The organism is Microbacterium alkaliflavum, assembly GCF_044325405.1.
Taxonomy (GTDB): Bacteria; Actinomycetota; Actinomycetes; order Actinomycetales; family Microbacteriaceae; genus Microbacterium; species Microbacterium alkaliflavum.
Map to the genome: position 1 here is coordinate 502,313 of NZ_JBIQWL010000002.1, position 16,453 is coordinate 518,765.

General features: G+C 70.0%; 13 protein-coding genes and 1 pseudogene. 4 read left to right on the plus strand and 10 right to left on the minus strand.

Translation table 11 applies throughout. The features are described 5' to 3' along the window. Positions 1-351: 351 nt before the first annotated feature. Genes ACH3VR_RS07300 through ACH3VR_RS07315 form a run of 4 tightly spaced genes read right to left on the minus strand, consistent with a single transcriptional unit; the run spans position 352 to position 4,401 of the window. Positions 352-1,209: a sugar phosphate isomerase/epimerase family protein gene (locus ACH3VR_RS07300; protein WP_396640090.1), complete on the minus strand. Its 858-nt coding sequence runs from the start codon at positions 1,207-1,209 to the stop codon at positions 352-354. After that, on the minus strand, positions 1,206-2,324 hold the full coding sequence (locus tag ACH3VR_RS07305) for a Gfo/Idh/MocA family protein (RefSeq protein WP_396640091.1): 1,119 nt from the start codon (positions 2,322-2,324) through the stop codon (positions 1,206-1,208). Before ACH3VR_RS07305 ends, ACH3VR_RS07300 begins: the two co-directional genes overlap by 4 nt. A gap of 11 nt (positions 2,325-2,335) precedes the next feature. Further along, the gene (locus ACH3VR_RS07310; RefSeq protein ID WP_396640092.1) at positions 2,336-3,511 is read right to left on the minus strand and encodes a Gfo/Idh/MocA family protein; all 1,176 of its coding nucleotides are present in this window, start codon (positions 3,509-3,511) and stop codon (positions 2,336-2,338) included. 38 nt (positions 3,512-3,549) lie between these two features. Further along, positions 3,550-4,401 carry a sugar phosphate isomerase/epimerase family protein gene (locus tag ACH3VR_RS07315; RefSeq protein ID WP_396640093.1) on the minus strand — a complete coding sequence of 284 codons (852 nt, stop codon included), beginning with the start codon at positions 4,399-4,401 and terminating at the stop codon, positions 3,550-3,552. Between the two features lie 215 nt (positions 4,402-4,616). Between ACH3VR_RS07315 and ACH3VR_RS07320 the strand changes: the two genes are divergently transcribed. After that, entirely contained in the window at positions 4,617-5,534 is a 918-nt protein-coding gene (locus ACH3VR_RS07320) for a LysR family transcriptional regulator (protein ID WP_396640094.1), read from the plus strand. 7 nt (positions 5,535-5,541) lie between these two features. On the opposite strand, the gene ACH3VR_RS07325 is transcribed toward ACH3VR_RS07320, so the two are convergent. Further along, complete coding sequence (locus ACH3VR_RS07325; RefSeq protein ID WP_396640095.1) at positions 5,542-6,114, minus strand: TetR/AcrR family transcriptional regulator; 573 nt, start codon at positions 6,112-6,114, stop codon at positions 5,542-5,544. Between the two features lie 78 nt (positions 6,115-6,192). On the opposite strand from ACH3VR_RS07325, the gene ACH3VR_RS07330 reads away from it, so the two are divergent. Further along, a complete protein-coding gene (locus ACH3VR_RS07330) occupies positions 6,193-7,386 on the plus strand; it encodes an MFS transporter (protein ID WP_396640096.1) in 1,194 nt (397 codons plus the stop codon). A 24-nt stretch (positions 7,387-7,410) separates the two neighbouring features. Here the strand turns inward: ACH3VR_RS07330 and ACH3VR_RS07335 are convergent, their stop codons facing one another. From ACH3VR_RS07335 to ACH3VR_RS07355, 5 genes and pseudogenes are all read right to left on the minus strand, one after another. Next, a complete protein-coding gene (locus tag ACH3VR_RS07335; RefSeq protein WP_396640459.1) occupies positions 7,411-8,268 on the minus strand; it encodes an ATP-binding cassette domain-containing protein in 858 nt (285 codons plus the stop codon). Continuing rightward, positions 8,265-9,203, minus strand: a complete 939-nt coding sequence (locus tag ACH3VR_RS07340; protein WP_396640097.1) for an ABC transporter ATP-binding protein — start codon at positions 9,201-9,203, stop codon at positions 8,265-8,267. Before ACH3VR_RS07340 ends, ACH3VR_RS07335 begins: the two co-directional genes overlap by 4 nt. A 445-nt stretch (positions 9,204-9,648) precedes the next feature. After that, positions 9,649-10,425 (minus strand): annotated as a pseudogene (locus ACH3VR_RS07345) (ABC transporter permease); the annotation flags it as partial. Then, positions 10,422-11,363: an ABC transporter permease gene (locus ACH3VR_RS07350; RefSeq protein ID WP_396640098.1), complete on the minus strand. Its 942-nt coding sequence runs from the start codon at positions 11,361-11,363 to the stop codon at positions 10,422-10,424. The pseudogene ACH3VR_RS07345 and the gene ACH3VR_RS07350, both read right to left, overlap by 4 nt. Before the next feature lie 62 nt (positions 11,364-11,425). Then, a complete protein-coding gene (locus ACH3VR_RS07355) occupies positions 11,426-12,991 on the minus strand; it encodes an ABC transporter substrate-binding protein (protein ID WP_396640099.1) in 1,566 nt (521 codons plus the stop codon). 197 nt (positions 12,992-13,188) lie between these two features. Between ACH3VR_RS07355 and ACH3VR_RS07360 the strand changes: the two genes are divergently transcribed. Together ACH3VR_RS07360 and ACH3VR_RS07365 are read left to right on the plus strand one after the other, a co-directional pair. Next, on the plus strand, positions 13,189-13,779 hold the full coding sequence (locus tag ACH3VR_RS07360) for a TetR family transcriptional regulator (protein ID WP_396640100.1): 591 nt from the start codon (positions 13,189-13,191) through the stop codon (positions 13,777-13,779). Positions 13,780-13,820: 41 nt separating this feature from the next. Then, positions 13,821-16,445: a family 78 glycoside hydrolase catalytic domain gene (locus ACH3VR_RS07365; protein ID WP_396640101.1), complete on the plus strand. Its 2,625-nt coding sequence runs from the start codon at positions 13,821-13,823 to the stop codon at positions 16,443-16,445. Positions 16,446-16,453 lie beyond the last annotated feature (8 nt).

Below are 16,453 nucleotides of genomic sequence, written 5' to 3' on the forward strand. Positions count from 1 at the left end.
ATTCGCCATGTTGTCAACCGATTGCCAGACAATCTCGTCTCTATGAACCAAAGAAGAACCGCCTTCTCCGATGGCCGGAGAAGGCGGTTCGTGCAAGCGGTTGCTCAATGCTCGGCGCGCTCGAGTGGCAGGTTCTGCGGGCTCCCTGCGCGCGACCCCGCAGAACCTGCCACTCGAGCGCGCCGAGCATTGAGCAACCGCTTGCACGAACCGCCTTCTCCGATGGCCGGAGAAGGCGGTTCGTGCAAGCGGTTGCTCAATGCTCGGCGCGCTCGAGTGGCAGGTTCTGCGGGCTCCCTGCGCGCGACCCCGCAGAACCTGCCACCCGAGCGCGCCGGCCCGGGAGCGTGCCTAGAACAGGTCGGCGAAGCCCAGCGCCACGAGGTTGTCGTGCGAGGTCTGCAGCGCTTCCCAGACGGTGCGGCCGTAGAGGTCGTCCTGCTCGACGAGCAGGTACTCGGCGCCGCTCTGGATCGACGCAGGGATGATCGTCGCGAAGTCGAGGTTGCCCTCCCCCACTTCGGCGAACTGCACGACCCCGGCGAACGCCGTCATGAAGCCCGCGACGTCGCCCTTCTCGAGCGCCTGGAACGCCGCGCCGGGGAGCCGGCCGATGCGGTAGTCCTTCAGATGCACCATCCGCACGCGGCCGGCGTACTGCTCGATGACCGAGACGGGGTTGACGCCGCCGCGCTGCAGCCAGTGCACGTCGAGCTCGAGCCCGACGTGGGGCGCGCGGTCGGCGATGATGTCGAGCATGAGCCGCCCGTCGAGCTTCGCGAACTCGACATGGTGGTTGTGATAGTAGAGGCGGATGCCGGCATCCGCGAGCTTCCGCGCGTAGGCGTCGGTGCGATCGCAGAAGTCGACGACGGCCTCGAGCGACCGCATCGCGTCGAACGGCAGCATCCCGATCCGCACCATCCGGGTGCCGAGCCGGCGGCTGTCGGCGACGATCTTGTCGAGGTCGTCCTCGAGGGAGTCGTTGCCGCCGGGCCCCGCCGAAAGACCGGCCGAGAGCGCAGCGATCTCGATGCCGAGCTCGTGCTTCGCGCGCTCCAGCTGCGCGACGTTGGCCTCGATCATCGGGATCTGCGAGACCTCGATGGCCCGGTAGCCGATCTCGCGCACGCGACGGAGCGACTCGAACGCTCCGATCTCCGCGACGCTGTCCTTGAGCATCATGGCCTGGACGCCGATGCGTGTCATGCGATCCTCCTTGTTTCCGTGTAGTCGAAGTGGTCGTACATGCCGGCGAGCACGTCGTCGACGCGTACCGGGTGCCCCAGGGCGCTCGAGACGTAGACGGCGATGATGACGGCGAGCGCCTGCACGGCGTCGCCGATCGACCCGGCGGGCTCGCGCCCGTCGCGGATCGCCGCGATGACGTCTTCGTACTGCCGCAGGTGGTCGTCGAAGAGATCGGGCACGGCGTCGCCTCCGCCCGGAAGGTCGGCGGCTCCGACCTCGTTCGCGGCCTGGTTGCCGGCGCGGGCCCAGCCGCGCGGCGAGGCGCCGTCGTGGGCATCGTCGGCGTGGAAGTACTCGAGCAGCCCGTCCTGCACATAGGCCGAGCCGCGCGTGCCGTGCACCTGGATGCGCGTGGAGTTCTCGGGGAATGCCGCCGTGCTCGCGAGCAGCGTCGCGACGGCGCCGTTCTCGAACGAGACGAGCGCGCCTGCGACGTCTTCGACCTCGAGACGGTCGTGGCCGACCGTCACGGCCATGCCGGACACCGTGACGGGTCGTCCCATGAGCGACACCAGCACGTCGACGGTGTGGATGCCCTGGTTCATGAGCGCTCCCCCGCCGTCGCTCGCCCACGTGCCGCGCCACGCGGCGGAGTCGTAGTAGGCGTCGTCGCGCCACCACGCGAGCGTCGCGGTGCCGGAGGTGATCCCGCCGAACCGCCCCTCGCGCACGGCGCGCGACACGGCGGCCACGGCCGGCGCGAAGCGGCGCTGGGTCATGACGCTGACGACGCGGTCGGACCGCTCCGCGCGGGCGGCCAGCCGCCGCGCGCGGGCCAGGTCGATGTCGACGGGCTTCTCGATGATGACGTGGCATCCCGCCGCGAGCGCCTCCTCGGCGAGCCCCGCGTGGCTTCCGCTCGGCGTCGTGATGACGACGAGATCGAAGGATGCCGCGGCCAGCGCGTCGGCGAGAGAACCGAACACCGCCGGCTCGTCGCCGGGCGTCTCGGCCGCGAGCGCACGCGCGGCGGGCAGCACGGGGTCGATGATCGCGGCCAGCACGAGGTCGTCGTGCGCGTGCGCGATCCGGGCGTGGGTGCGCGCGATCACTCCGGCCCCCACGAGGGCCATCCGCAGCGCCGTCACGCCGAGGCCTGCCGCACGGGGTAGAGCCCCTCGTCCGCGATGCGGTCGTTGAGCAGCCGCAGGAACTCGCCGTCGTCGAAGTCGAGGGGAACCTCGCGGCCCGTCCAGCTCGACAGGTGGATGGCGTTCGCGAGGCGGACCCCCATCATGCCGTCGGCGCCGGGCGCGATGAGTGGGGTGTCGTCGAGGATGCTCGCCGCGAAGTTCGCGAGCACGCCGACGTGCTGCTCGCCCCACCCCGACGGGAACTCGATCGTCTCCTGCGTGTACAGGGTCGAGGCATCCAGCTCCCCCATGAACAGGCGGCGCACGTCGTCGATGCCCATCCCGTCGCTGAGTTCGCGCTCGGGGCTGTTCAGGCGGGTCACCACTGCGGTCGTGCTGCCGTCGACGACGATCTTGCCGGCGTCGCCCTGGATCTCGAGTCGGTCGGTTCCGACGAGGTCGTGCGTCGCGGTGACGAAGACGCCGGTGGCTCCGCCGCCGAAGTCGGCGAGCACCGTCACCTCGTCCTCCACCGCGATGTCGCGCTGCAGTCCGTACGAGACCTTCGCGAAGACGGATGCCGGCACCCCGCAGATCCACTGCCACAGGTCGAGCTGGTGCGGCGCCTGGTTCACGAGCACGCCGCCGCCCTCGCCGCCCCACGTCGCGCGCCAGGCGCTCTGCTCGTAGTAGCCCTGCGGCCGCCACCAGGTCGTGATGATCCAGTTGGAGCGGATGATGCGGCCGATCTCGCCGGCATCCACGATCTGCTTGATGCGCTGGTAGAGCGGGTTGTTGCGCTGGTTGAACATGACGGCGAAGCGCAGGTGGGGCCTTCCCGCCGCGATCTCGTTCATGCGTGCGACCTGGCTGCTGTAGACGCCCGCGGGCTTCTCGACGAGCACGTGCAGCTCGCGCTCGAGGGCGTCGATCGCCATCTCGGGATGGAGGTAGTGGGGCACGCACGTGATGACGGCGTCGACGTCGCCGGATTCCATCATCGAGAGGTGGTCGGCATACCGGGGCACGTCGGGGAAGCGCGCCTGCGCGGCCTCGAGCTTGGCCGGATCGGTGTCGGCGATCGCGCCGATCGTCATGCCGGGCACGCGGCCCTCCGCGATGAAGGTCGCGTACATCTGGCCTTGCGCGCCGAGTCCGATGATGCCGAGGCGGACGGTTCGAGTCATGTGCTGTCTCCTGATTCGTGTGAGGTCGTGTCGTCGCGTCAGGCCAGTGCGACGCCGGCGTCGTCGGCGAGGCGACGGAAGGCGCGGGCGGCGACGCCGAACGCGAAGGGCCCCGAGAACCCGCCGAGTTCGTGGGCGTCGGCGAGGTGGGGCTCGAGCGACGCGAAGCCCGTGTATCCGTCGGCGACCAGCGCCTCGATCGTGGCGGCGACCTGACCGTCGCCCTCGCCCGCGGGTACGACCGCGCCCGTCGCCGAGCGGGCATCCTTCACCTGCAGGTAGTCGAGGTGCGGGCGCAGGAGCGCGTATCCCTCGTCGTGCGGACGCGCGACGCCCACCTGCACGAAGTTGGCGCTGTCCCACGCGACACGGAGCGCGGGCGATCCGACGGTCTCGACGAGGTCGAGCACGCGCTCGGGTGTGTCGCCGTAGATGTCCTTCTCGTTCTCGTGCAGCAGGGTCACCTTCTCACGCTCCGCCTCGTCTGCGAGGGCGCGCATCCGCACCATGACGGCGTCGCGCGTGCTCTCGGCCGCGACTCCCGGTCCGCGGAAGAACGAGAAGATCCGGATGCTGTCGGTCTCGAGTGCATGCGCGACGCGGATGATCCGCTTCAGCCGGGCGACTTCGAGGTCGGCGTCGAGCGCGACGTCGACCTTGCCAATGGGCGATGCGACGGCCGACACCCGGAAGCCTGCGGTCTTCAGGAGCGCCGCCAGATCTGCCAGGTGCTCGTCCGAGAGATCGACGACGTTCACCCCCCAGGCGCTGCGCACCTCGATGTGACGGGCACCGAGGGCCTCGAGCACCGCGCACTGCACGCGCGGGTCGGGATCGATCTCGTCCCCGAAACCGGAGAGGGTCCAGGTGGCCGGGGAGTCCTTCGTCATCGATGCGCCCTTCGCTTTGATCTCGTCCGCGGGGCTCCTGCGCCCTCACGATGACAAGCTCATGGTCGCACAGATTCTCGTTTCTGGCAATCGGTTGCACAAGATGATTCCCAACAAGACCGCGTTCATCGGCTGGAGTCGGCGCAGCCGGCTCGCGTTCTCTCGACAATCGATTGGCTGCGATGTCGGCGTCAGCCGCGGACTAAGATCGCCGCATGGATGTGCCGGTCCACGTCATCCGCTATTTCTGCGTGCTCGCCGAAGAGCTGCACTTCGGCCGCGCGGCGGAGAGGCTCAGCATCACTCCCCCGTCGCTGAGCCAGCAGATCAGCCGTCTCGAGCAGCAGCTCGGCGTGAAGCTGTTCGATCGCAGCCCGCGCAAGGTCGAGCTCACTTCCTACGGTCGTGAGCTCCTCCCCCTCGCGCGTCGGCTGCAGGACGATCATGACCAGGTGATCGCGTGGGGGCGTTCCGTGCGCAGAGACCTCGAGGCGCCCGTGCTGCGGGTCGGCGTCGTGGCCGCCGGGGCCGGCAACCTCACGGCCGCCGCGATCGCCACGACGCTGCAGAAGGTCCCCGCGGCGCGCATCGAGATGCGGCGCCTGGGATTCTTCGACGTCGCCGACGACCTCGAAGCGGGGCGCGTCGACGTCGTGTTCGCCCCCTGGCCGCTGCGGCTCCCCCCGCGGGTGCGCGTCGAGCCGCTCTGGCGTGAGCCGAGGGTCCTCGTCGTGCCCGCCGGTCATCGCTTCGCCGACCGGGAGTCGATCTCGATCCTCGAGACGTCGGACGAGGTGTTCGTCGCCGCGGCGGGCGGCGTGCCCGAAGTCGTCGACTGGTGGCTCGTCGATCCTCGCCCGGACGGCTCGCGGCCCAGGCGCGGACCGACGGCGGACAGCGTCGAGGGTCTGCTCGAACTCGTGGCAGCAGGGACCGGGGTCAACATCGCGGGCGAGTCGGCGAGTCGCCACTATCGCCGGGACGAGCTCGTCTACGTCCTCATCGACGACATCGACCCCGCGACGATCGTCCTGTGCAGCATCGTCGATACGCGCAACCCGATGGTGCCCGTGTTCCGTGAGACCGCGATGGAGCTGTCGCCGCTCGTGGGCGCCTCGATGCACCCGCACTGAACGGCGCTCACGCGGTCGCTTCCCGGCCTTCGAGCCGCTCGACGATCGCGCCCACGACCGCGCGCACGAGCGACCTGTCCACCGCCGCCCGCTCCCATGCCTGATGCATCGGCCAGCCTTCGATCAGGGCGTCGAGCGCCCGCGCCGTGGGTTCCGAGAAGTGCCGCCCGAGGCTGTGTCGGCTCGCGAACAGCCAGTCGCGGCAGAGGTCGTGCACCCGCGTGTTGTAGTTGCCGTAGGAGTACATCTCGAACAGGGCCCGCACACCCCCCTCGTCGGCATACGATCCCCCGCAGATCAGATCGACGACGGCCTCGCACGCCTCGTCGCGCGTGCGGGCGGCCACGAGGGCGGCGCTGTATTCGGCAGCCATCCGCCCCGACAGGTGCACGAACGCCTCCTCGAGGATCTCGGAAAGGCTCTCGAAGTAGTAGGTGAGCGAGCCCAGCGGCACACCGGCGCGGGCGGCGATCCGCCGATGGGTCGTCTGATGGACCCCCTCCTCGACGATGACCTCGAGCGCGGCGTCGATGATGCGATTCCTGCGCTCGGGATCGTTGGCGCCCCGTTTGGTGCTCACGTTCCACCCTCCCTCGTGCGATGTGTACGATAGTACCAATTACTTGTGTACGTACGTACATGTCTTGGAGGATGCCGGATGACCACGTCCGTACGAACGCGCCAGCTGGCCCTGGCCGCGCTCTTCTTCGTCCCCGGTGTCGGGATGGCGTCGTGGGTGACGCGCACACCGGACGTCCGAGACCTGCTCGGCGCGACGACAGCGGAGATGGGCCTCATCCTGTTCGGGCTCTCGCTGGGCTCGATGATCGGCATCCTGTCATCGGGCGCTCTCGTCGCCCGGTTCGGGGCGCGCCCGATCACGGGCGTCGGCGGCGCGCTCATCGCGCTGAGCCTGCCCACGATGGGCCTCGGCGCCGCAGGCGGCGCTGGGCTCGCGGTCGCGGCAGGACTGTTCCTCTTCGGTGCCGGCATGGGCGCGGGCGAGGTCGCGATGAATGTCGAGGGCGCCGACGTCGAGCAGACGACGGGGCGCTCGTTCCTGCCGATGCTGCACGGCTGCTTCAGCCTGGGCACCGTCGTGGGTGCCACGCTCGGCATGATCGCGACCGCGGTGCGGTTCCCCGTCGGGTGGCATCTCGTGCTGGCGGGGATCGCGGCGGCGATCGCCGTCGTGCTCAGCGTCCCGCGCCTGCCCGCCCACACCGGACGCGCCGAGGCTCGTGCGGCCGACGGCATCCGCTCCCCCCGATCCGCGCTGTGGAAGGACTCGCGGCTCCTCCTCATCGGATTCATCCTGCTCGCGATGGCGCTCGCGGAGGGCACCGCCAACGACTGGCTGCCGCTGGTCATGGTCGACGGGCACGGCTTCGACCCGGCGCTCGGCTCGCTCGTCTTTGCCGTGTTCGCCGCCGCCATGACGATCGGCCGCTTCGCCGGCGGCTGGTTCATCGATCGCTTCGGGCGACCCGCCGTGCTGTGCGCGAGTGCCGTGTTCGCGGCCGTCGGGCTCGTGCTCGTGATCTTCGTCGACAACCAGGTCGTCGCGGGGGCCGCCGTCGTCCTCTGGGGACTCGGCGCCTCGCTCGGATTCCCCGTCGCGATCTCGGCGGCCGGCGACTCGGGACCCGATCCCGCGGCGCGCGTCTCGCTCGTCGCGACCGCGGGCTATGTCGCCTTCCTGGTCGGGCCCCCTGCCCTGGGCTTCGGCGGGGAGGAGTTCGGGCTGCGCAACGCCCTGCTGATCCCGCTCGTGTTCGTCATCGGAGCGGCCATCGCCTCGGCGATCCTGGGCGCGCGGTCCCGCGAGCCGGAGCTCACCGCGACCAGCTGAGGAGCGGCATCCCGATGTCGTGGCTCAGGCTGCGGGAGCCTTCGCCTCGTTCCGCAGCGCCCGCCACACCTCACGACGCCGGGCCTGCTCGTCGGGATCGGGCACCGGGGATGCCGCCATCAGGACGCGCGTGTAGGGGCTCTGCGGATTGCGGATGACGTCGGCGGTGAGCCCCTGCTCCATGACCTTGCCGCGGTACAGGACCACGACCCGCTGTGCGAGGAACTCGACGACGGCCATGTCGTGCGCGATGAACAGATAGCCGAGATCCGCGCCGGCCCCGAGCTCCGCCAGGAGGTTCAGTACCTGCGCCTGTGTCGACAGGTCGAGCGCGCTCACGGCCTCGTCGCATACGACGAGCCGCGGATCGGTGACGAGAGCGCGCGCGATCGCGATCCGCTGGCGCTGTCCGCCCGAGAACTGCCGCGGGTACCGATCGAACGAGCCGGCGGGAAGCCCGACGGCGGCCAGCGACTCGTTCGCGCGGGCGATGCGCTGGCCGCGCCCGACACCGGCCACGCGGAGCGGTTCGGTGAGGGCGTCCCCGATGACGCGGCGGGGATTCAGCGACGAGAACGGATCTTGGAAGACGGCTCGCAGGTCTCCCTGCAGGGCCCGGCGCTCCGCCACGCTCGCCCGCGTGATGTCGCGGCCGTCGAAGATGATCTGCCCTTCGGTGACTGGCAGCAGGCCGAGGATCGCGCGCCCGATGGTGGTCTTCCCCGAGCCGGACTCCCCGACGAGACCGAGGGTCTCTCCGCGCGCGATCGAGAACGAGACGTCTTCGACAGCGGCGGGTCCCTTCCTCCCGTAGCGCACCATGAGGTTCCGCACCTCCAGGAGCGGAGCATCGGCCTCGGCTGTCGTCTGGACGCTGCTCATCGCTCTCCTCCGATGCTCACGGCGACCCGCCACTCGTCCTGCCGGCCGCGCACGTCGTCGCGGCGCACACATCGCACGCCGCCGTCGCCCTCCGCGCGCGGGTCCAGCGCAACGGTCACGAGGCATTCGTCGCGCGCGAACCGGCAGCGCTGTGCGAACCGGCATCCGCTCGTCCACGATCCCGGCAGCGGCACCTGCCCAGGGATGGATGCCAGCCGCGCCGTTCCCGCGAGGTCGAGGCTCGAATGGGGGTCGGCCGCGAGGAGTGCCATCGTGTACGGATGCTCGGGGCGGAGCAGCACGTCGCGCACCGACCCTGTCTCGACGATCTCCCCCGCGTACATGACGGACACGTCGTCGCAGATGTCGGCGACGACACCGAGGTCGTGCGTCACGAGGATGACCGACATCCCCCGCTCGGCGACGAGCCCGCGAAGGAGCGCGAGGATCTCGGCCTGGATCGTCACATCCAGCGCCGTCGTCGGCTCGTCCGCGACGAGGAGGCTCGGCTCGCCGCTGAGGGCGAGTGCGATGGCGACGCGCTGCGCCATGCCGCCGGAGATCTGATGCGCGTAGCTGCGGAGCACCTTCGGCGGGTCGACGATACCGACATCGTCCAGCAGCTCGGCGGCGATGCGTTTCGCCTCGCCCGCGCCCACGCGACGGAGCCGCTTGATGGCGGCGGTCAGCTGCGATCCCACGGTGAACATCGGGTCGAGCGCTCGTGTGGGCTCCTGCGAGATGAACGCGACCTCGTTCCCGCGCACCTTCTGAAGCGTCTTCTCCGTGGCGGTGGCGAGGTCCGTCCCGTGCCACCCGATGCGGCCCGAGCGCACCGAGAGGCCCGGCGCGAGGAGTCCGAGCAGCGCGTACGAGGTGACGCTCTTGCCGCATCCGGATTCGCCGACGAGCCCCAGGACGGTGCCGGGGCGCACGCAGCGACACACCCGTCACCAGCGCGGGTCCGTCGTCGACGCCGATGACGAGGTCCTCGACGACGAGTCCACGGCCGTCGTCGAGGAGACGCTCGTGCGAGACGGAAGAGCCCGGGGCGGCCCACCCGGAAGCGGGCGTGTTCGCGTCGAGCCCTGCGAGCGAGATGACATCGACGGGCGCCTGAACCGCCCGCATCGGGTCGGCGTTGGACCCCGCGATCGAGGCGTCGCCCATGATGTCGAACGACTCGCGAGCGGGCTCGTCGACCCGCCCCGCGGCGGTGAGGTCTTGGGCGACACCAGCCGCGGCGATCTGCGTGGACGAGGCGGACTTCTTGCGCCGGCCCAACGCCACGAGCGGCGGCGGAACGGCCGTGCCGCCGGCGAGGACGTCGGCGAGCGTGTTGGCGGCGATGAGGGTGAGCGCCAGGATGCCGCCGGTCGGCACCATCATCCAGGGGTCCTGGAAGATGAAGCGGGATGCGGCCTGGATCATGCCGCCCCACGTGGGCTCGGGCGGCTGCGGCCCGAGGCCGATGAAGGCCAGCGCGGCCTGCATGCCGATGCCGACGCCGAAGAGCAGCACGAACTGCACGATGACGGTGGTCGACATGTTGGGAAGGACGTGCCGGATGCTGGCACTCATCGGACGGACGCCGTCGATGGCGGCCGCCTCGACGTACAGCTGCGTGTGCAGCGACTTCGCCTGCCCGAAGAACACCTTGTAGAGCGCGCCGAAGAGCAGCAGGCCGAACGCGATCATCACGAGCGGCATGTTGGTGCCCACGGCGGCGATGAACGCGAGGATGATGACGGTCCCCGGCAGCGAGAGCTCGATCTCGCTCACCTGGTTCATGAAGCCCTCGCCGCGTCGGCTCCGGGCCGCCCACAGGGTGAGCGGGATCGTCACCGCGACCGCGATGATCGGCACGATGAGGCCGATGACGATCGTCGGCGCCGCCGCGGTGACGAGGCGGGAGAGGATGTCGCGGCCCAGTTCGTCCGTGCCCAGCAGATGCGCCGGCGACGGGGGCTTCAAGACGGCCGAGAGGTCCTGCTCGAGCGGGCCGTATCGCAGCCAGAGCGGCGACGTGACCGATGCGACGACGAGGCCCACGAGCCAGGCGAGGGAGATGACGGCCGCAGGCGAGCGCAGGATGCGCAGCCGGAGCTTCCGCTCGGTGCGGCGCGGGCGCACGATCGAGGTGGTCGAGATGGTCATGAGGCACGCAGCTTCGGGTCGAGGGTCCGGTTGAGCATTTCGATCACGAAGTTGACGACCACCACGACGAGGGTCGCAACCAGCACGAGCGCTTGGACGAAGGGCAGGTCGGCGGATCCGACGGCGCCCTGCATCGCCTGGCCGATGCCCGGCAGCGCGAAGAGCACCTCGATCGCGACGGACCCGCTGAACAGGACGATGAACTGGATGGCGACGCTCGCGAGGATCGGCAGGCTCGCGCCGCGGAGGGCGTGGACGTAGACGATCTCGCGGGTCGGGGTGCCGACCGCGCGGAGCGTGCGGATGTGCTCCTGAGCGAGCGACTCCGACATCGACGCGCGCGTCTGCCGTGCGATGCCCGCCACGGACGCGATGGCGATCGTGAGCACCGGCAGGGCCAGCGACCGGGCCCAGGCTTGCGGGTCGGTGGTGAAGGGGACGAAGCCGGTCGCCGGCAGCAGCCGCAGCTGCACCGCGAAGACGTAGACGAGCAGGATGCCGATCCAGAAGACGGGGAGCGACATGAGGATGCCCGAGCCGGCGGTGATCGTGCGGTCGATGGCCCCGCGACGGACCGCCGCGGTGACGCCCAGCACGATGCCCGCCACCGCGCTCAGGAGGGTGCCGAAGACCGCCAGCGCGGCGGTGACGGGAAGTCGCTTGGCGATGTCCGGGCCGATCGGGCGGCCGTCGATGAGCGACGTGCCGAGGTCGCCCTGCAGCACCTGGCCGACCCAGTCGGCGTACTGCACGATCCAGGGGTCGTACCAGCCGATCTTCTCGTTGTACGCGAAGACCTCCTCGGGCGTGGCCGAGCTGCCCAGCACGACGCCCCCGGGCGTGGAGCCCGAGAGGTGCACGAGCACGAAGGCCAGGAAGGTCGCGACGACCAGCGTCAGGATCGCGAACCCGACTCGTTTGGTGATGAAGATGAGCATGTCTCACTCCGATGCGTTCGCGGTGCCGGCCGAGGAGTCCTCGGCCGACACCGCGACGCGTCTCAGGACGCGGGCTGGAGCGTCGCCAGGATCGGGAAGGAGTCGGACCCGGAGAACGTCGGCTCGGCGACCTTGCCCGTGTTGTAGCCCCACGGCGAGAGCTGCTCGTAGAGCGGGATCAGCCAGCCCGACTCGGCGATCGCCTTGTTCAGGTCGGTGAGAGCCGCCTTCTGCTTGTCCGCGTCGTCGCCGGCCGCTGCGTAGGCTCCGGCGGCGGCCTGGATCTGGTCGTTCTTCGCACCGTGGAAGTTGGCGAAGCCGAACAGGGCGCCGAAGACATTGCCGGCGGGGTTCGTCCAGGACATCGCGATCGGCCCGCCCATCGGCGTTGTCTGGACGGCCGCGAAGGCCTCTTCGGTGGTCGCCGCGTTCTTGAGGTTCGCGGTCACGCCGATCGCCTTCCAGTACTGCTGGATCGCTTCCAGGTCGCGCTGGCTGTTCGCGCCCGAGACGAAGTCGAAGGAGAATCCGTCGGGGTAGCCGGCATCCGCCAGCAGCTGCTTGGCCTCCTTGGGGTCGTACGCGTAGTCCTTCTCGAGCGAGGGAATGTATCCGGGGCTGTCCTTCGGCAGGACGTTGGCCGTCGGGATCTCGCCCGGGTGGATGGCCTTCACGAACTCGTCCCGGTTGATCGCGATGGACAGGGCCTTCCACACATCCGGGTCGCCCCACTGCGGGGCCAGCGCACCGACCTTGTCGAAGGCGATGAGGTTCTGCACGACACCGCCGTTGGCCACGAGGCCGACGCCGGCCGACTTGACCTGCTCCTGCGTGTCTGAGGTCACGTACGCGAGATCGACCTCACCCGAGATGACGGCGTTGACGCGCGCCTGCGTGTCGAGGATGGGACGGAACTCGTAGGAGTCGAAGGCGTAGTCCTCGGCCTTGGCGGCATCCTTCTTCTTCGTCAACAGGTACGTGTTGCCCTTCACCGACTTGTCGTAGTCGATCGCGAGAGGGCCGGAGCCGTCGGCGGTGGCATCGAGGCTCTTGCGATCCGAGACGCCCTTGGGGCCGACGATGACGCCGGCGGGGAAGGTCAGATTCGACTCGAAGCCCGGCTGCGGCTTCGCGAAGGTGAGGGTCACGGTGTCGTCGTCCACGACGGCGACGTCGGTGATCTCCTGCTGCCCGCCCTTGGCGAGCGAGCTGTAGGCCGTGAGGTCGGTGTCGTCGCGGGAGTCGAGGTTCTGCTTGACGAGATCGGCGCTGAGCTTCGTGCCGTCGTCGAACGTGGCACTCGTGTCGAGGTCGAGCGTGAGCTGCGTGTTGTCGGCGTTGTACTCGAACGTCGTCACGAGGCTCGGCACGACCTTGGCGTCCTGGTCGTAGACGAAGAGCGAGTCGTAGACGCCCTCGAAGAACATCCGCTGGCCGCCGCCGTACCGCAGCGGGTCGTAGCCGAGGGGCGCCTGGTCGGAGTCCAGGCCGATGACGAGCTTGCTCGTGTCGGCCGACCCGGCGCTGCCGCCGCCGCCCGATCCGGTGCAGGCGGTGAGCGCCAAGGCGGAAACGGCGACGGCCGCCAGTGCGGCCAGGCCGCGCGCGGTTGCTGATATGCGAGACATCCTGATCTCCTGTGATCGGTGTGAGGTCTGACTGCTGTGTCCAGATCGAGTTCGGGCGAATCGACCTTCTGTCAAGAGTGCGAGCCCGTGCTCGGATTCACCATTCGGATTCGGGGCACGAGCATTAGCCGATGCCTAACGATCTGAAAATGTAGATCCTTAAACATTTTGCGGAATTCTCTGGTATGGTCCCTCGCATGGCCGGACCCAGGGGCGAATACCGAAAGAGCGCGGCGAGGCGTGCCCAGATCCTCGACGCGGCCGTCGAGGTCTTCGCGCGCACGGGTTACACCGGCAGCTCGGTCAGCGAGATCGCCCGCGTGGTCGGCGTGAGCCAGACGGCCGTCCTCCACCACTTCGAGGGCGGCAAGACCGCACTGCTGATGGCCGTGCTCGAGCAGCGCGACGCGCTCGCCGTCGGTGCGCTCGCGGACCACCACGGTCGGGCCTTCATCGCGGAGCTCGTCGAGATCTCTCGCCGGCAGGCAGCCCAGCGCGGCGTCGTGCAGCTGTACCACGTGCTCTCCACCGAAGCGACGGCGCCCGACCATCCCGCCCACGAGTACTTCCGCACCCGCATCGGGCGGATCCTGGAGGGCACGACGCAGGCCTTCGCGGAGGCGCGGGATGCCGGAGACCTCAAGCCCGGCGTCGATCCCCACCACGCGGCGCTCAGCACGCTGGCGATGGTCGAGGGGCTCGAGATGCTCTGGCTCAACGGCCTCGACGTCGACATGGCCGAAGACATCCGCCATCACATCGACCAGTTCCTCGCCGCTCCGCTGTGACCCCTGATTCCCCCTCTTCTCCCGACCGCCGAGGAGCACCTGTGGACGTCGTCGTTCGCCCTGTCACCGTTGAACACCATCGAGAGCCGCTCGGCATCGGAGAGATCGCGCCGCGGCTCTCCTGGATCGTGGATGCCGCGATCGCGGACTGGCGGCAGGGTGCCTACGAACTCGAGATCACCGCTCCCGACGACGAACCCTTCTCGACGGGACGCGTCGAGAGCGCCGGCAGCGTCCTGGTCGCGTGGCCGGCGGCGCCGCTCGGCAGCCGCGCGCGCCGTTCGGTGCGGGTGCGGGTGTGGGGGGCGGACGGCACCGCGTCGGCGTGGAGCGAGCCCACCCGGCTCGAGACCGGGCTGCTCGACCATTCGCTGTGGTCGGCGCGCATGGTCGCCCCTGTGCTCCCGGTCCCAGGTGAGGGCGGCGAGCCGGCCGCGCTCGTGCGCGGTGAGGTCGCCGTCGCCGGTGACGTCGTGCGCGCCCGCATACGGGCGACGGCGCACGGAGTCATGACTCTCGCCGTCAACGGCGAGCCGGTCGGCGACGACGTCCTGCACCCGGGCTGGACCAGCTACGACTCGCGCTTGCGCTATCGCACGTGGGACGTCACCGATCTCGTCCGCGAGGGCCGCAACGCGATCGGCGTGCATCTCGCCGACGGCTGGTACCGCGGCTACCTGGGATTCGGCGGACGCCGTGAGCTCTACGGCGACCGCACCGCGGCGCTCGTGCAGCTGGAGGTCGAGCACGCCGACGGCACGCTCGCCGTCTTCGGCTCCGACGCGTCATGGCGCTCGGCCCTGGGCCCCGTGACGCGCGCGGACCTCTACATGGGCGAGACCTTCGATGCCCGGCGGGCGCACCTCGGCTGGTCGAAGCCCGGCTTCGACGACACCGGCTGGGATGCCGTCGAGGAGCTGTCCTTCGACGCCTTCACGCTGATCGCGCCCGACGGCCCGCCCGTCCGTCGGTCCCAGACGCTCAGGCCGATCGGGATCTCGACGTCGCCGTCGGGCCGCACCCTGGTCGACTTCGGCCAGAACCTCGTCGGCCGGCTCCGCGTGCGCGTTCCCGCCGGGCGTCCCGGCCAGATCGTGACGATCCGGCACGCCGAGGTGCTCGAGGGCGGCGAGCTCGGGACGAGGCCGCTGCGCGCAGCCCGCGCGACGGACGAGATCGTGCTGAGCGGCGGGGAGTTCGTGTGGGAGCCCGAATTCACCTTCCACGGCTTCCGCTACGCCGAGATCGACGGATGGCCCGGCACCCTGGACGCCGACGACCTCGAGGCCGTCGTCACGCACACCGATCTGCGGCGCACAGGCTGGTTCGAGGCATCCGATCCCCTCCTCACGCGTCTGCACGAGAACGTGGTCTGGGGCATGCGCGGCAACTTCCTCGACGTGCCGACCGACTGTCCGCAGCGCGACGAGCGACTCGGTTGGACCGGCGACCTGCAGGTCTTCGCACCATCGGCCGCGTACCTGTACGACGTGTCCGGCATGCTGACGGGCTGGCTCGCCGACCTCGCCGCCGACCAGTTCCCCGACGGGAACGTCCCGGTGTGGGTGCCCTGGATGCCTGTCGACGACGGCCTCCCCGCACTGAGCGCCGAGGCGGGGTGGGGTGATGCCGCCACCGTCGTGCCCTGGACGCTCTACGAGCGCTACGGCGATGAGGGGATCCTCCGTCGTCAGTGGCCGTCGATGGTCGCGTGGACGAACGCGTTCGCGCGCCGCGCCGGCGAGGCGATCGACTTCCCCGAGGGCGGCATCTCCTTCGGCGACTGGCTCGACTCCGCCGCCCCCGACGACCAGCCCTGGGCGGCGCGCCTTCCGTGGCAGGCCGTCGCGACGGCCTACCTCGCGCGCACGGCGGACGTCATGAGCCGCACCGCCGGGATCCTCGGCGACCAGGAGGCGACGGCTCGGTATCGCAGCCTGTTCGAGCGGGCGGCCGCACGCTATCGCCGCGAATACACGACCCCGTCTGGCCGCGCGGCGTTCCCATCACAGACCGCCTATGCGCTCGCGATCGTCTTCGACCTCCTCGACGAGGACCAGAAAGCCCACGCGGGAGAGCTGCTCGCCGCGCAGGTGGCGGCCGACGGCTACAAAGTCGGATCGGGATTCCTCGGCACGCCGTTCGTGTGCGACGCGCTGGCGTCTTCGGGTCAGGCTGCGACGGCGTGGCGCCTGCTGCTGCAGACCGAGTGCCCATCCTGGCTCTACGCCGTGACGATGGGCGCGACGACGATCTGGGAGCGGTGGAACTCCATGCTCCCCGACGGCTCGATCAACCCGGGCGGCATGACCTCGTTCAACCACTACGCCTTCGGCGCCGTGGCCGACTTCCTGCACCGCCGCGTCGCAGGGATCGCCCCCGCCGCGCCGGGATACCGCCGGCTGCGCATCGCACCTCTTCCGACGCCTCAGCTCACGTGGGTCCGCGCCGCGCACGACACCCCGTACGGGCAGGCGTCGGTCGCCTGGACCCTCGACGACGGCGCGTTCACGCTCGATGTCAGGGTCCCCGCGGGCACCGAGGCTGAGATCGTCCTACCCGATGGTTCTGCGCCGTTCGAGGTGAGCTCGGGGACGCATCGCTTCTCGTGCCTTGTCGAAGCCGAGGCTGCCGCGGCGCCGCCCGCCGCCTTCGCCGTGAGCTGAGGCCGGCC

Coding starts and splice junctions, on each gene's coding strand:
- ACH3VR_RS07300 (WP_396640090.1), bottom strand. CDS start 1,209: ATGACACGCATCGGCGTCCAGGCCATGATGCTCAAGGACAGCGTCGCG.
- ACH3VR_RS07305 (WP_396640091.1), bottom strand. CDS start 2,324: ATGGCCCTCGTGGGGGCCGGAGTGATCGCGCGCACCCACGCCCGGATC.
- ACH3VR_RS07310 (WP_396640092.1), bottom strand. CDS start 3,511: ATGACTCGAACCGTCCGCCTCGGCATCATCGGACTCGGCGCGCAAGGC.
- ACH3VR_RS07315 (WP_396640093.1), bottom strand. CDS start 4,401: ATGACGAAGGACTCCCCGGCCACCTGGACCCTCTCCGGTTTCGGGGAC.
- ACH3VR_RS07320 (WP_396640094.1), top strand. CDS start 4,617: ATGGATGTGCCGGTCCACGTCATCCGCTATTTCTGCGTGCTCGCCGAA.
- ACH3VR_RS07330 (WP_396640096.1), top strand. CDS start 6,193: ATGACCACGTCCGTACGAACGCGCCAGCTGGCCCTGGCCGCGCTCTTC.
- ACH3VR_RS07335 (WP_396640459.1), bottom strand. CDS start 8,268: ATGAGCAGCGTCCAGACGACAGCCGAGGCCGATGCTCCGCTCCTGGAG.
- ACH3VR_RS07350 (WP_396640098.1), bottom strand. CDS start 11,363: ATGCTCATCTTCATCACCAAACGAGTCGGGTTCGCGATCCTGACGCTG.
- ACH3VR_RS07355 (WP_396640099.1), bottom strand. CDS start 12,991: ATGTCTCGCATATCAGCAACCGCGCGCGGCCTGGCCGCACTGGCGGCC.
- ACH3VR_RS07360 (WP_396640100.1), top strand. CDS start 13,189: ATGGCCGGACCCAGGGGCGAATACCGAAAGAGCGCGGCGAGGCGTGCC.